The sequence below is a fragment of the Thalassoroseus pseudoceratinae genome, assembly GCF_011634775.1.
Lineage (GTDB): Bacteria > Planctomycetota > Planctomycetia > Planctomycetales > Planctomycetaceae > Thalassoroseus > Thalassoroseus pseudoceratinae.
In genome coordinates, this window is record NZ_JAALXT010000001.1 from 476,236 (window position 1) to 492,566 (window position 16,331).

The 16,331-nt window shown below is 54.7% G+C and carries 6 protein-coding genes; 2 read left to right on the forward strand and 4 right to left on the reverse strand.

The features are described from left to right. Window positions 1–428 precede the first annotated feature (428 nt). Both G6R38_RS01685 and G6R38_RS01690 read left to right on the forward strand, forming a co-directional pair. Window positions 429–1,748, forward strand: a complete 1,320-nt coding sequence (locus G6R38_RS01685; RefSeq protein ID WP_166819952.1) for a TAXI family TRAP transporter solute-binding subunit — start codon at window positions 429–431, stop codon at window positions 1,746–1,748. A 51-nt stretch (window positions 1,749–1,799) separates the two neighbouring features. Continuing rightward, window positions 1,800–3,542 (forward strand): CRTAC1 family protein, encoded by a 1,743-nt coding sequence (locus G6R38_RS01690; protein ID WP_166819953.1) that lies wholly within the window; start codon window positions 1,800–1,802, stop codon window positions 3,540–3,542. A gap of 15 nt (window positions 3,543–3,557) precedes the next feature. Here G6R38_RS01690 and G6R38_RS01695 read toward each other — a convergent pair whose 3' ends face one another. The 4 genes from G6R38_RS01695 to G6R38_RS01710 form a co-directional block, all read right to left on the reverse strand. Then, window positions 3,558–5,264 carry a hypothetical protein gene (locus G6R38_RS01695; protein ID WP_166819954.1) on the reverse strand — a complete coding sequence of 569 codons (1,707 nt, stop codon included), beginning with the start codon at window positions 5,262–5,264 and terminating at the stop codon, window positions 3,558–3,560. 24 nt (window positions 5,265–5,288) lie between these two features. Continuing rightward, complete coding sequence (locus G6R38_RS01700; RefSeq protein WP_166819955.1) at window positions 5,289–5,918, reverse strand: sigma-70 family RNA polymerase sigma factor; 630 nt, start codon at window positions 5,916–5,918, stop codon at window positions 5,289–5,291. 62 nt (window positions 5,919–5,980) lie between these two features. Then, entirely contained in the window at window positions 5,981–12,610 is a 6,630-nt protein-coding gene (locus tag G6R38_RS01705; protein WP_166819956.1) for a hypothetical protein, read from the reverse strand. A 16-nt stretch (window positions 12,611–12,626) separates the two neighbouring features. Continuing rightward, window positions 12,627–16,070 (reverse strand): hypothetical protein, encoded by a 3,444-nt coding sequence (locus G6R38_RS01710; protein WP_166819957.1) that lies wholly within the window; start codon window positions 16,068–16,070, stop codon window positions 12,627–12,629. Window positions 16,071–16,331 lie beyond the last annotated feature (261 nt).

Genomic DNA, 16,331 nt, shown 5'->3' on the forward strand with positions numbered 1-16,331 from the left:
GCGAAATTTTGCGTAAATTTCTCACAGACCGCCTTAGAGTTCGCCATTTTTGCCAGCGTTCGATCGACAATTTGCCACTTTCCAACGCCTGGCTGCCGAATTTGATTGAACCTGTCCATTGCAGTCTGACTGGGCGCAACGAGTGCGTCTGGCAGACCGGTCTGCCGCAGAAAGGTTCGGGAGAAATTTGGTCGAAACTGGCAACTCAACTAGTTTCTCATCGATTCACGACGCGAATTTGCAAGAAAACGTCAAACTTCGCTGTGTTCTTTACTCGTTTTCCGCGTTTCGGCAGAATATCTAGGTAGGATCGGTCAGCCAAGAATTTCCACAGTGAGGATTTTGCACGGATGCCACGGAGCGCAAAGAGACGATTTCTCGAAAGTGTCACGGACTCTGCAGAAGATTTTCGCAATCTTGAGTGGAGGATGTGGGCGTTTGTCGCCCTGTTGACCATTGGTGGGTTTGCAGTCGCGTGGCATTTTGTGGAACCGGCTCCACCGTCCCAAATTGTAATCGCCGCTGGTCCTAAAGATGGTGCCTACTACCAAGTTGCCCAGAAGTACTCAAAGTTCTTCGCGGAAAACGGGATCGAATTGACTGTCCTCGAAACCGCTGGTTCCATCGAAAACTACGACTTGTTGCTCGCAGACAACGATGTGAACCTCGCATTCGCGCAAGGCGGAACGAGTCCACCGGCTGAAGCGGGGCAACACCGATTGGAAGGATTGGCGAGCGTATATCTCGAACCATTTTGGGTGTTTACGCTGGGGCATCATGTCGAGACTGACCTGCGGAGTCTTGCCGGTAAACGGATCGCGATTGGTCCTGTCGGAAGCGGAACGGCCCCACTCGCCCGATTGATGCTCCGCGAAAACGGCATCACCGACGAGTTGCCCACGGAGTTAGTTTCCATTGGTGGCAGCGAGGCCGCAACACAATTGCGTTCGGGAGACGTTGATGCGGCAATTTTTGTCGGGTCGCCACAATCCCAAGTTATTGGCGACCTACTGACCGATCCCGAAGTCCGATTGCTCAGTCTAGCGCGTCATGAAGCCTATGCATTTCGCTACCCGTTCTTGGCCAATGTGAAGATCTCACGCGGAGTAATCGACTTGGCGAACGATATCCCGAATCAAGACGCTCACCTGGTCGCTCCCGCCGCGATGCTGGTCTGTACTGAGGAGTTCCACGACGCATTTGTTCCGATGCTGCTTCAAGCCGCTCGGAAGGTGAATGCCACAGCTGGAGTGACCGTGTCACGCGAGGAGTTTCCGTCGCGACTGTACCTAGAACATGATCTGAATGAATCTGCCCGGCAGTTTTTGAAATCCGGGCCGCCGATCTTGCAACGGTTTCTTCCGTTCTGGGTGGCGTCGGCCGTGGAACGGGGCAAGCTGTTTTTACTACCGTTCGTGGCACTTTTCCTTCCCCTGTTGAAATTGACTCCGCCAATTTACCGCTGGCGAATTCGCTCGCGAATTTATGGTTGGTACGAAGTCTTGCGGAAAATTGATCAATATGCAGGCCCCGATGCCGACCCCGATGTTCTAAAATCTCATCTCGAAACACTGAACGAGATGGAAAAGGAATTGGAGTCTGCTCGGTCCGTTCCTCTTTCGTATATGCAAGAGTTCTACAACCTGCGACTCCACATCGAATTTGTCGAGCGACGGATTCAAGCCGAGTTGAAGTCCATGCGGCCAGCGAAACCAACACTCGTACCGAGTGCGACCGACGCGGTTTGAGGAATTCGCTTCGACGCAAACACCACCGAGAATCGCAAAGGAGAATGACTAATGGCGTCGACGAATCCCGGATTGCGGTTGATTCTCATTTCTTCTCTAGCGATGGCAAGTTGGATCGCCCCGAGTTCAACAAACATTGTGTCTGCTCAGGAACTGCCGTTTGTCTTCCGTGATGTCAGTCAAGAGACGGGGTTGCAGCAATTTCTTGCTGGCATCCAGGGTCACGGGGCGGCGTGGGGCGATGTCGATTCAGATGGTTGGCCGGAACTTTACACCGGCACGTTCCACTATCCAGATACATCGCCGAATCGCCTTCTTCGCAACAATCGCGGACGATTTAGACTCGACCAATCGACCGTACCACGGATCTCGACGCGAGCCACGGGAGTGCTGTTCGCGGACTTCGACAATGACGGCGATCTCGACCTGTATGTCGCCAGCATGCCAGGACCGGAAGGAAGCCGTCTGGCAACGCGAGTCGGTCGCCCGATTGCCGGGTGCTCGCTCTTTCGGAACACTGGGAACGGGGCGTTTGAGAATGTCTCCGAGGGCAACGCGGCATGCCCCAAAGAATTCGGCGGGCGAAGTGCCACGGTATTGGACTACGACGGCGATGGTCTGCTCGACTTGTTAGTCGGGGAAGACCCGATGACCGGATACAACGGCTCCTCAACGCATAGTTCCCGACTGTTTCGAAACGAAGGTCAACTTCAATTTGCGGATGTGTCCCAAGACGCTGGCATACCGACCGGAACCGCTGGGCTGGGTGTCGCGTCGGCGGACGTCAATCTTGATGGTTGGCCTGATGTGTTCCTCGCATCGACTTTGGGAAACCTGCTGCTGATCAACGACGGTGCCGGTCACTTCACGGAACCATCTGGCATCCGAAATGTCTTCGCTTGGCCGGATGCGAAGGGAGACAACATGGTTTGCGGTGTCACCTTCGGAGACGTGAACAATGACCGCTTGCCGGATGTCGTCATCGGTCAACACTTTGACTCCCCTTGGAAGACTCCAGTGGCGAATCGGCTCTACCTCAATCGCGGTATTTCGAAGAACAACATGCCAAGGTTTGAAGACGTGACCGAAGCCGCCGGTCTAAAACCGCTGCCCTTGAAAGCGCCACACGTGGAAATTCAAGATTTCGACAACGACGGCCGAGCGGACATCTATACCAGCATCGTCAAGTTCGCCGATCAACAACCGCACCCGATGATCTACCGAAATACCGGCATCTCTAACGGAGTTCCCACATTCGAGGAATCGGTATTGGCCGTCAACGACTTCCCAACCGATGCCGATCGGGGCACGCGGGGCTCACGGAAGTTCTTTGAGAAGATGATTTCCGAAAAGAAGATCATCTACACGGCTCCCGGCCCGTCCGGTGATTTTGACCAAGACGGCCGATTAGATTTGTTCCTGGCGAGTTGGTGGCCGGAAGCTCCTTCGATGTTGCTTCGAAATGAAACAGCGGGCGGTCACTGGTTGGATGTCCGTGTAATCGGTCCGCGGGGCGTGAATCGAATGGGAATTGGTTCGCGAATTGAACTCTACGAACCAGGCCGACTCGGAGATTCCGATGCACTCATCTCGTCGCGTCAAATTCAAGTTGGGTTCGGATACGCATCCGGTCAGGAAGCAATCGCACATTTTGGCTTGGGTGAGCGGAAGCACTGTGACATCCTTGTGACCTACCCCAGTCGAGCTGACCTTACTCACGAACTGAAAACGACATCCATCAGGAATGTTGAAGCGAATCAGCGACTGACGGTGCGACCAACTCCCTCGCAGTGACGAAGCCGCGATCCATTAATAGAAATGAAATCGCACTCGGTCCGCTTCTGGCCCATCGGAACTTCTATATAACAGCGGCCAATGCTCCGCCACTTGACCGCTCGGCAGAAATTCAATGAGACCGCGTTTATCGCTGACCAACGTATTGCCATTCGGTAGACGTTGAGCTTGAGCCGGTTTCTGAAGTTTTTCAACCGACCACACAATCTCACGGTTCTCGTTGAACTCGAACACACGGTTCGCCTCGGTCTCACAAACGAGGATATTGCCATTGTCGAGCATTTCCGCCGTGTAAGGTTTGGCCAGACGATCGAACAACACGTCAACGTCACCATTGGCTCGGACCATCACGACTTGGTTACTCTTCTGGAGGTTGACGAGCGTGTCGCCATTCGCAAGCCGTTGAGCCGTTGTCGGTCGTCCGTGGATCGGAAATTTCCAAACGACTTCCCCGTGCGTGTTGTATTCGAGAAGCTGATGGGGATCACTCATCGCGAACAGTGTGTTGCCGTTCTTGAGCCTTTGCACACACGATGGATGCCCCGGAAGTTCAGTGAATGAAATCAGAGAACCATCGGAACCGAATTCGCGAACATTCAACAATTCGGTATCGAGCACCAACCGATGCCCTTGCGGCGTGCCCCAACACCCCCAGGGATATTTAAATCCACGAACCGAAAGATTGGACCGTTTATGCGGATCGAATTCTTCCAGCGTTCGTGCCCCCCAACGACACACCAATCGTTGCCCCAGCCAGTTCCTCGATCGCCACGACATTGGCAAGGGTTTCAGTTGCTGCCGAGAAGTCGACTTCCGCAGCCATTCCGACCATTTCCTGATGGCTTTTCCACGGCGGTCGGGCTTGGCGTAGGCCCAGTAGCCAAACTTTTGTCCGGTCACGTCTCGCAACACGCGAGCAGCGTCCGCACGGACCCACGCCAGGTCGGCAGTCAGAAGTTGCTGGCACGTCGCGAGACTTTCCTTGGGCACGCGGCGTGCAATCGTGGTCGTGGCGGCCAATCGGACCATAGAGTCTGGATGCTCCAAGACCCCCGCCAAGTCACGCGGATCGACTTCCCCATGCCGTCCAAATGCATGGATGGCAAGAATGACTTTTGCAGTCTGCGATGACTGCAACCAGTCCAACAGTGTCGGCATTTCAGACGGCGTAGTGGTCACGACGACGGCATCGACCGCGGCCCGGTAGACATCCGGTGACTGAGAGTGCGCGAACACACGCTCGATCAGCACGAGAAGTCCTCGATATCGTTTCCGAACGATGGTTTCTAAAACCGCGATGAACAACGTGTCCTGCAGTTTTGGGTCATGGTCGTGAAGCAGACGCGTACATCGCTGCGCGACTTCCGGGTCTGGATCGGTTTGGCCCGCTATAAGTTCCGGTGCCAACGCGATACGTCTCGGTCGCAATTTCTCCATGGCGGCGACACGCTGGCTGTAGGACGCACTACCAAGCTGACGAATCCAGGTCTTCGCCACGCGACGCTGCTCCGGAGTCGCGGTCACGTTTTCGAGGAACTGTTTCACTCCCGCCAAAGTGGGCGTGACCCCAGCTGCACGGAGACGTGAAACGAACACATCGTCTCGCCCTTCTGCGTACGCGGGCGACACATCGGAAACACCGCCACCGGCAATTCCGGTCGTCGGAACTATCGCGACGAAAGTGAGTGTCAGAATAGAAGCAGCGGCAGCGTTGCGTGTCATCAATGGTCCTTCTTCGCCGTGAGCTTACGCTCCGGATGCTTGTTCTCCAAGGACCGACCGCAGCTTCCGCAATGCTCGCAGATACCGCATGCCAGCGGCAGCCGGGCTGAGACCAAGTGTCGTCGCCACATCGCTATTTGACAAATGTTCGTAATGCCGCATCATCACGATTTCCCGATCGTCTTCTTGAAGCTGATCGAGAGCGTTCAGGAATCGGCTCTCCAGTTCCCGCCGAATCGATGCCGCCGCCGGGGTGAGTTCAGGATCTTCGAGACCGGCGATACGATCAAATGCCGAACGGTCGAGATTGGCTCCGGCGACCATCGGTTCCTCACGATCGACCGACCTTCGCTGCGCCCCCCGATGCCGCCGATGCATATCGATGATGCGATCTTTCGCGAGCTGTCGTAGCCAAAGGTGGAACGGCATCGAACCATCGCGGACGAAATCGTCCAACCGTGTGTTGGCCTCGATCAGCACGTCTTGTACGACATCACTGGCATCAACGCGTCCGGCCAATGCGCGATCGAGTCGCAACTGAACCATCCGCCGCAACGATTGGCGATGACGTTCCATCAAGTGATTGATGGCTTGCGGATCGCCCTCGCCAGCAGACTGCAGCAGTTTTTGAGTCTCTTCGGAATCGGGCCACATCGAATCGAAACCCTACAGATGCAACGGGGCAACGAATGCGGTATTCGCAGCTCCCCACCAGTTTAATAGGACACGGAAGGGACTTCCAATGTGGCTTCGTCGGAACGGCGTTTTCGGAGTGTCCACGCACACGCGACGCAGAGAATCACCAAGCCAACATGACTCCAACGCAAGCATGCCCACCACAAGACTCCCAGCAGGATCAGGGACACTTTGGCACGCTCGGTCCATCGTTGAGCGACCAATAGAACCAGACCACTCATAACGAGTGCAACGATGAATAAGAGGCCACCGACGACAAATTGCTCCGTCGTTTTCTTTAGAACCCAGACCCTTGGCAACGCTTTTTCCGAGGGTAAAAGCCAACTTGCAACGAGGTTTCGGTCGGAAGCTGGCAGGTCATTTCCAAGATTTTCGTGTGAGTTCCGGAGTGCGATTAGCTGCTGAATCCGCTGGCTCGTGCTTTCATCACCATTCGGGATTTCAGCAAGCAATTCCGCTGAACGTCGTTCCAGAGCGAGCAAATTCTGTGGGTCGAGATTCGCCGGGCGTGCTGGGATGATCCGAATTGCATTGGCTTCGAACAATGTCACACCATGAACTTCCACTGATGGCGACGTGAGCCGCGGTATCGACCAGTCCGCTTCACCAAGCGAATCCGATATCGAGCCGGTGTGCTGCGGAATCATATGGTTTGAGACCATCTCGATCGTTCGCGTCGTGGAACTCGACGGAAGTTCGACCGTCAGTCGATGCTTCTGAATCTCTGCCGGAACGGCGATTAAGTCATCAATCAGAAGTCCGACCAGTTCGGCGTGATCTGGCCATGCGAGCTCGAGTGTCGTCGCGGGTCCGCTGGGCATGGCAATTAGCGTCCGAGCGGAAAGCGACCGAGTACCAAGCCAGTGAATTTCCGTCTCGACAACAGGTTGAATCAAAGCCGGCACGTCTACCGACTCGACCATCACGATGGGTTCTTCTCCGGTCGACAATTCAAGAAATCTCTGGTCGTCGGGAAAGTCCAGTTCGGGAAGCGTCTCAAGCCAATTCGGCGAAGTCAAAACTTTCGATTCCGAGACATCTGCCATAAGCGGTGGCGTACTTCCAATCACCCGTGAAAAGAACTCACCTCCTTGGAGTTGTGGTTCCGGCAATGCGGTCGTGGAATGACCGGATCTCGGCAGACTCCCGGTCAGTACCAGATATGTGCTTCCCCCCGGTGGCAAAGGTTCCACAACCTTCAAAAGTGTGCCACCATCGTTACCCTCATCGCGAATGAGAGCAGTCGTGACATCACCATCCATTTCCATCGCCTCGGTGAGTGTCACTTCTGGCGGCAGAGTCAATGCAAAAGGACGTGCAGCACAATCGTTGTTCATCAGCCGCATCAACCAACGAATCTCCAGCCGATCATCCATTTCATCAAGCGATACCGCAGTTGCCAAATCGACCTGAACTTCTAAAGGTCGGTCCGAGTAACGAATCGTGGGAATCTCTATGGCGTTGGCATCGGGCGAATTGACATCCGGCGGGTGGGTCCAACTCAGTTCGGCCAGAAATTTGAGTTCGTTTTCGGAATCGGTTTTACTCTTGGTTTCGCCATCGTTTTCATGAGGCATGTTGCTCAATCGCACATCAAGCGTGGAATCGCTGAACAATCGAATGGTTGTATCTTCATGACGAGCTTGCAGCACCGAAACCAACGGTAAAGCGTGTTCGGTATCCGGGTAGATTTTCTGGTGCCCCCGAAGTTGTAAACGCTGCGTTCCCGTTGAACCGTTGCTGAGAAACAACGTGATGCGTTCGCCGGATCGCGACCAACGTGCCAAGCGTTCGGTTTCGTCCTCGAGAATCGAAACGCTATCAATTTCCAGCTCACGTGGAACAAGCAACGTATGTTGAAACGCGGCTGAAGTCGTCATTGTAACTTCGCCATTGACATCCCACAGCAATTCTCGATCTCGCAGCCGACCAGCTTGCTCAAGACGGACTTGCCGTCGTGGTTGCTTCGGGACAAGCTGAAATTCAAACCGCGTTCCCGGTTCCATCTGATAGATCACTTCCGGTGCCAACCGTTTTCCGGCCGGAGTAGAATCGGCATGGAATTCTGTGAGAAAACGCTCGGGGAGAAGTTTCGTTGGCGGCACCGCCCGCATCGTTTGGGGGACGATGTCGTAACCTGTCACCGGTGAGAGCCCAATTGCGTAATCCACTTCCGACGTATTTGCCCGATTGGAACTGAGCATGGGAAAGTCTGCGGTCGCCAACACTCGCTTTTGGTCTTCGATCCGAGAGGGAAGCGAATACTCCAACCCGACTGTCGCCTTGCGTTTTGGTGTCGATTGAAACTCCAACCGAATCCGTCTGCGTTGATCGAACACTTCGTTTGAACTGCTCGCCAAATCAGCAGCAGTGATCTGCTCCACGTGTGCTTCTCGAGGAAGCCAGAATAAACACGAAGATTCGGTTTCGTCCTCCCATTCACAAGCCAGTTTCCAGGACTGATGAGTCCGCAGTGGGTGCTCGGTGATCACACCACGCGCGGTCAGCTTCAGATTCGGTCGGCTTTCGATGATTTCCGACGAGGAATTCCAACTGAGATCAACCTCATCGACCGGTCCCACATTCCAAGCCGCCGACTCGATGGCAACCGATTTCGTAAGCATTCCCTGCGTCGTTCTGGCCTGAATGGACGCCACGGCTTGAGAGAATCGCATCGAAACATGGGCTTCCGGCAATCGAAGCAGTTTAAGTTGAAGCTGCCCTTGCATTGCGTTTTCGAGATTCGGCGCCCGGAGCCGCAATTCAATTTCATGTGGTGGATGAATCAGAGAGATGGTTTCGCCCGGACGCGTCGATTCTGCAACGGCCGGTCCATCGGGTATTCGAGCGGGAATCTCAATTTCCAAATGTCCGGTTTTGGAATTCGTCGTTGGGAAACATGGTTGCCCGTTAAGGAGACAATCGGCACGTTCTGCCAATCGTGTTTTGAGGAGTGGCAACGTGACAACGCAGCCGTCGTTGTTTAGTGGGATAACAGTCAACTTAGCCACGATGTTCAAGACCGCTTCCTGAGTGGTCTCAACTTGAATATTCGACCGCGTCAGAAGGTACTGCGGTTGAGAATCGGCTTCCGTTGCCTTTCTCCACGACTTCCATAGTTCTTTGCGAACGTAGACGTAGTCGAGGGGGGTTTCATCCCGGTCGCGGGGGAAAAGGATGTCCCATTGCTGCGGGAGTATCTGACTGTCTTGGGGTGTTGTTCGTAACGGCTCAGCCGCCCCAATTGTGAAGTCGCCAGCCAATTGTGTGAGGGAGTAGGTTCCAATGATCAGGAATGCTCGGAGAATCAGGGAAGACCGTTGAATCGTCGCGGTGCTGCCGAGGTCAATGTCGCTGTCCACTCCATCTGGCCGGTGTGAGTTTCGTTGCATCCACGCGATCGGCAACAATGTCGCCAAGATCAGCCCACTCGTCATCGCACCACAGCATTCAGCATACGGTGACGACAGTATCAAGCTACCGGCCAGAGCTGCCGAGAACCAAACCGCATAGCACCAAAACAACACCGATCGCCCGAGCACGCGAATAGTGACGCCGGCCAAACAACAAAACAACAAAAGCCACCATTGAGCGAGCCGGAAGGTACGATGTTGAACGAATTCCAATGTCCCTAAAGATTCGGAAGACTCCGAGACCACTCGGTGAGTTGTCCAGTCGGGTAGCGATTCAACATTGGATGGCATCGGCGACTTTGTGACGATGTCGGCCGGTTGACCGTTGAAGAATTTTTTCCAGTCTGACCAAGCGAACGGGTTAAAAACCGTGTCGTTTGGTCCCAAACCGAGTGGCCCGAAAAGTCGCTGACTGAGAGTCGGTCCAGGCTCTTGATCAGTAAGATTCGCGGATCCGTTTGCAGCGACAAGTTCCCACTCAGCCGGTGTCGTGACATCCCACTTGGAACGCACGACCCGTACGTCAACCGTCGGCAACATGGGTGACATCAACGCACGAAAACGCACGGGACGTGTCGGCACACTGTAGCGGATTTCCAAATCCCGCATTCCACGGGAGCTTGCCTGCGGCAGCTCATACTCGTTGCCGACCTTTGTCACGGATTGTGTCACGTCATCGATTATTGTCGCTTCCAGCCGAGCCGATTTCGGCAACAGAAACCGTCGCGGCTCGGAACCGCGGGGATTATAGAAGCTGTAAACAACTCGATACCGATCCCACCCGTTTGCCCCCAAGCTACAAGTCGACGAAACTCGCATTTCCGCCAACGGAAATTCTTCACGGTTGGAGGTCGGTGGTGGTAAATGAATGGCGAGCCGAGCGTCGCTTTGCTCATACGCCCACTTTCGTCGGGCAATCATATCGAGTGAATCACTCTCGTCAGTTGCGGACGAAATCTCGTGGAGATTTTCCGTGGCAATGCGACAATCGCTTTCCGGACATTCGAGTTCAACAACGCCGGAAAACGCGCGAGCATTCGGAACCGTTGGCAATTCGACTGTCGAACTCTCTGAGTACGTGGTTGCCCCTGTGCCGACAATTTGAAACTGACCGGAAATCGGCGGTTCAATTCGAAAGTGGTACCGGTCTCTGCCGTCCGCGCTCGGAATGTGGGCATGTCGCACGGGATCGAGCGAGCGAATCACCTTGTCATTTTGAAGCAACTGCCAGGACCAATCACTAGCTGGTGATCGCAATGCAAGGTCGATGCCCGACAACGCATTCTGTGACGGATCGATTGAAACCGTCATTTGTTCGTTTAGCTCGCGCCCCTGCAATTCTGCGAGAAGAGACGCTTTTGCGGTGAAGGTCGCTTCCGTATGGTCCCACATCAAATCCGCGTGATCGGACAGTGTTCGGAAGTGAAACAGTTGGACGTGCTCCGACGATGCGAGCATGTCGTCCGCCAACTGACCGACAACGTAGGCGGGCAATTGCGATTTCGAAATTCGCACATTGGCGGGTTCGGAACTGATCGTCCGAGGACTTTCATCAGCGGCCGAAGTTACGCCGATTACACTGCTCCACGAGGTCGGATTCTCGGCATGTAGGAGTGGCAATCGGACTTGTCGAGTGATCGACGTGGGTAGCCGCCGTGCGTGAATCATTAATTCGACGGGGCGTTCTGGTGTGACGGCTTCGCGAAATTCGATCTCAATACTCTTTTGGCCACCGCTGGTTTTGCCGAGTTCCCACTGACCGACCTTCGCCCCCGAGAGACTGCGAATATCGGTCGGCTCCCAGTCATCCGACAACCGGCAAACCACCGAGAACGTTTGCCCCGCATGAGTGGAGACCATCACGCGAGATTGCAAACGCCAATGACTCGACCGGGTGTCCAACCAACTCAGCACCTGAACTGACGGTTGCGGTTTTGGTTTCGCCAAGTGCAATCGGAGAGCGGCTTTGGGCGTCATTTGCTCAAATGTGAATGTTGTCTGACCACTGGGAGTATTGGCGGTTTTCGTTTGCCGATATCCATCGGAGACGAGTTGTTCGATCTCCAGTTGATTGGAGATCGCCAGGATGGTCCGCGAGCCGAGAAGTGCCGAGGATTCAAGTTCAATGGTCGGCAAATGACTCATTTGCGTCGTGGAAAACGGCATCAATCCCGAAAGACGAATGGGGCGGCCTTTCCCCAATAGCGGCTCAGGTAGTTCGACGGAAACGCGTCGCATTCGGCGATTGCGTGTCGAAGCAACTCGCCAAGACAAGACCGATTCGCCACCGTACGTCACCGCGTAAAGTTGCACACTTTCCGGCAGCAAGAATTCGAGTGTCTTCGTGGGACGATCGGAAACCGTCAGATCGAAACGGGCTTGGATCTGGGCTTCGGTCGGTTGCAGTATCCAACTGATTTCCCGCTCGGTGACGAGATGCGATTGAGCGGCATCATGCGGGACGCGTTGAATTCGGAGTTCGAACGTCTGGACATGGCCAAGATCGATTTGCCAACGGGAAGTTCCCTCTGCAACTGGCGGTTGATCGACTCGACTGACAACACCGACTGACGACGTGGGTTTGAATTGATCGGGCAGCGTCAATGTCATTGTGCTGGTCGTCGCCGGTAGCAAGCGGATGTCGAAACTCACCGATTCCTCGGTGGCTTGTCCCGCGAGTGACCATTTCCCCATGAGCGTTCGACGTTCGGTCGATTTCTCCACGGCGGGAACAACCAATTGCAATTCGCCGGTCTTGGTGCGACCAAGAATTGCAGACGCATTTGAACCTACGGGTCCTTGCGGTTCCTTGGCGATCGTTGTCTTGTTTTGCCAGACGAGATCGGAAACCGCTAAGCCGAAGGGATCAATTGGCAGCAATGTATCGCGGGCGGCATTCGTCACAATTTCCGCTTGGAACATTCCGCCGCGTAATTGGCCATCGACGAAATTCGCCTGGTACTGCGCATCGGTAATTTGAACATCATCGCGTTGAGACTTTGGTTGCAATCGCTGACGCAGAACACGCTCAAACTCGTCTCGCTCGACGATTTCCCAACCACTTCCGAGCCAACTCTCTGGTTGGTCAGCCGGGACCACCAATGTCCGCAATCCGGACAATGGCACTGGTTCGTCCGCGTGAATCGGTGATCGCACGAACGTTGAGAGAAACACCAACAAGACGACTACTGGAATACAGCATCGAACCATGCGAGTGTTGAGAGGGGGCACGTCCATTTCAGCACTCACGCGATTAAGAAGGTTTGGAAGACGCGACAATTCCGCTTTCCGGCTGCGACTCGGGTGCAACACGTTGCGGCGGCGTTTTCCGCGGGGCTTCTTCCATCGGCCCCTGTTGCGGAACGGGTCCCACACGGATTGCCGTTGGGTCCTCTGAGCCAAGTGGCGGCATCGGTCGCGGAGAAACGACGCCACTCACAGGCGAATATCCGCTGGGCGACTGCAGCGTCAGGACGGCCGGTTGGCGTCGCTGTCGAGACCAGAAGTCAATCAAACCCGCAAGTCCGGCTAAGAACAGTCCAAGAATGACAGGCTGAAGGAACAACGCCACAGGACCGGGGAACCAAACCGACGCCACCGCGACAACCAACAACAATAATAGCAAGGTCAGCATGTTGCGGATCGCACGAATCTGCATGAATAGAAAGCCAATCACCAATGCAACGCCGGCCCCAATCAACACCGTGAGCGATTGACTCAAAACCGTAATTCGCAGCGGTTCGATCACCCCAATCCGCGTCAGGACGTACTGATTCTCGGTACCCGCTTCTTTTTCGTTTGCTTCACCAGTGATCCATTCGCGAGGAGACTCCCATTCCGGTCGGCTCTCGCGTGACCAAATGACGCCGCGTCGCGTCCAATGATAACCCGCTGTGTACTGTTCTGGGGGTTGCAGCAGTGATGTTGTCGGCGGCAAATTGACGACCCAAGCCGATTGTCCCACCCAGACCGATTCAGAGAACTCCGGAGACACAATCTCCAAGTCCGCCCCCCATCGATGGAGTGAATTCGTCGTGGATTCATATTCGACTGTCAGAAGATGCCGATCCGACGGGACGGAACTTTCCGACGCTTTCAATGCGACCGTGTCCACCACGATGCCCTCATCAGCAGCGACATCGATGTTTGGACTCACGCTCGGCAGGGGTTCGCCATCCCAGAGAATTCGACCGACACGAACATCACCAGAGAACTTCAACCGCCACGCAATCTGCGGTTCCTCCAGGAGTTCAGCTGTCATTCGGGAGAGAATCGTGCCATCCGCTCCGACTTCAGACTCCATCAACAACCGCTCGATTCGGAGGGCATGACTCTGGACGGTATCACCAGTTGCGAAGTCAAGCACGACCTCGCGTGGCTGTCCGGAGAGTTGCCAAATACGGCTGGATTTCAGACCGGTTTTCTTCAAATCAATCGCTTCATCGACTTTCAATTTCACCGGCAATGTCGAATTCAACTCGATGGCAACGTCAGTCGCGTCAACATTCGTAAAGTACGGAATTGGGGCTGTGGTCTGCCGAAGTGCAGAGCCTGTCGCGTCGACAAACAAGTCTTGCTGATAGCGGACGGTGACATTGAAGTCATCCATCTGCATCGGGAATTGAAGTCGTCCGATGCGTTCCCCTCGCGTGACGTCTTCGTCCCATTCAGCCTTGGCCTCCGCCCCTGCGACCGAAAACCGAAACGCATCGATCGGATAGCCGATAGGAAGACGAAATTCGAGCGAACTTAACCGCGCGAACGGGATACGAAATTCGTTTCTCTGGGTAAGCTCAAGGGACTCCCGGTCCACGTTGACGGAGACATTTTGCTCAACCGTCGTGCTTGCAGAGTGCTTGACCACCTGCAATTGAAACTCTGCATCGTCGGACCGAATCTGAAAAAAGCGATGTCGCATCGGTTCGAAGATTAGTTCCAGCCACTTTGCTCGATCTGCTTGCGGCGGGAGCATGGAGATCGATTGCAACGCAGTTTCCGCGGTCGGTTTCAAATTCGCTTCAACGAGGTCCCGTTCGGCAAGTATGAGGAGTGGTCGCCCTTGGTAACGCGCGGCGAACCGTGGCAGCGTGAGAGGCGTTCCGGTGGTTTGCTCGTCACTCAGGGTGCGAATCGCGGAAATTGGCAAACTCAATCGACTGCCAGCCACCAGCGTTTTAGCCAACTTCAGAATCACTTGATTGTTATCGGCATCGACCTCGAACTGTTCAACTTCTCCGGGTAAATCCGTCGGATCAATTTGCCATTCCTGCTCGGAGAGTTTTGGCCAAGACAACGTCAATTCATCGACCACACCTCGGAACACTTCAACCTCGAAGTCCGCGTGAAACCGTACTTTCTTCGAGGAGATGTCGAGCAACATTAGTGGACGCACGGAAAACGCTGGCTCAATTTGCTGAAGCTCCAATTCCAGTCGGAAAGGCTGCTTCCAAAAACGATACGCGCTGACGAGTTCAACGCCGTCGGTGGCGGGACTGATGCTCACGCGGTGCACATCGAGACCGCTCTTTTTCACGACCCGATAACCACCATACGCGGCAACCGAAATCTCGCCCGTTTGCCGCAACGCATTTTCGACTTTGAAATCAGAAATCGTGATTTCGCTTTTCCCATTCAACGGTGATTGAAGAATCCAATCCAGTTGGACGGGTTCGGTCGTCGCTTCGGGAAGCTCAACCTTTACGTTTCGATTTTTCGACGGAGCGGCTTGGTAGCGTTCGCCATTGACTTTCACCAAAGACAACTCGAAGCCGTCCGGCAGCGTTACTTCAAACGTCTGGAAACTTCCCTGCAACGGTTCGATAAATTGCCGCCCTCGCAAGAGAACAGCTTCTTCGCTCGGTTCGACTCGCAGACTGGTCTCGGCTTGCAGTACAGTCCGCACTTGTTTGGGGTTGGGCAGAATCTGCCAACTGAAATCGAGATCTTTTTCCAGACCGAAGACGTCAACGACAGTCGACCGAAAATCGACCGACTTTGTCTCAATGACTCGACCGACAGATTCCGGAATGGCGATGCGATTGGAAGCCACCGGCAGCGTCAAACTCATTCGGCTGGCCGCAACAGTGGGCAAGGTCAGTTCGAGTTGCCGTGCAGTCCCTTGCCGACGGATCGGCACGAGCATTTTCATTTCCAGGGTGTGCAAGCCGCTTCCACGGAACCACCAGTGATACCCGTTCCGCGCATCATAACCGGAGAAACCGGCCACTTCGTCGGCTTCCTCATCGGTTGAACCTGCGTTCTCGCCGAAACGGTGGACTCCGGATCGAATCACCGCTTCACCAAGTGCCAAAGGCACGCGGACCCAGCGATCTTTGGGAAACACTTTGATCGTCATCTTGGCCGAGAGCGTGGCACGATCGTCGTTGGACGTACCATCGAGGATCATATCGACGATAGAAAACTCTGGTTCCGCGTCTTCTTGCGGCCGGTTCCGCTTCCACTCCAGGAATTCTCGCAATTCGACATCTGCCGGAACCGGGACCAATTGGCCTTTGGGACCACGCATCAGGATGTAGTGCTCGCCCACCGATGTCGGCGTTGTGAGTGGCTCCGCCGACGCACTTTTCTTCGGTGGCGATGGTTTTGCAGGCGTTGACGAAGCCGCGTCATCGGCCCAAGATCGGGACGGACCGATAACCAACCAAAAGAGAATGAGCAGGCAACGAAAAATCGGCACGATCAGACTCGTGACTATCAGTCCATTGAGGGCGAGGGCTAGGTTTCAACGCAGGATCGGGCCAGGTGTCCAAGCAACTGTCATTCCAACAGTGATTCAGACGACACGCTCGACCATTGAGTTGTCGGGAGAGTGATGGACCGGACGATCTACTCTACCCTCAATCTTACTCTACAATTCCAGACGGAGGAAGGAAGAATTACCTATTCGACCAACCTTTCCAAATCGTTCGATCCGGTCGTGGAGCTTGTGTCGTCAGGA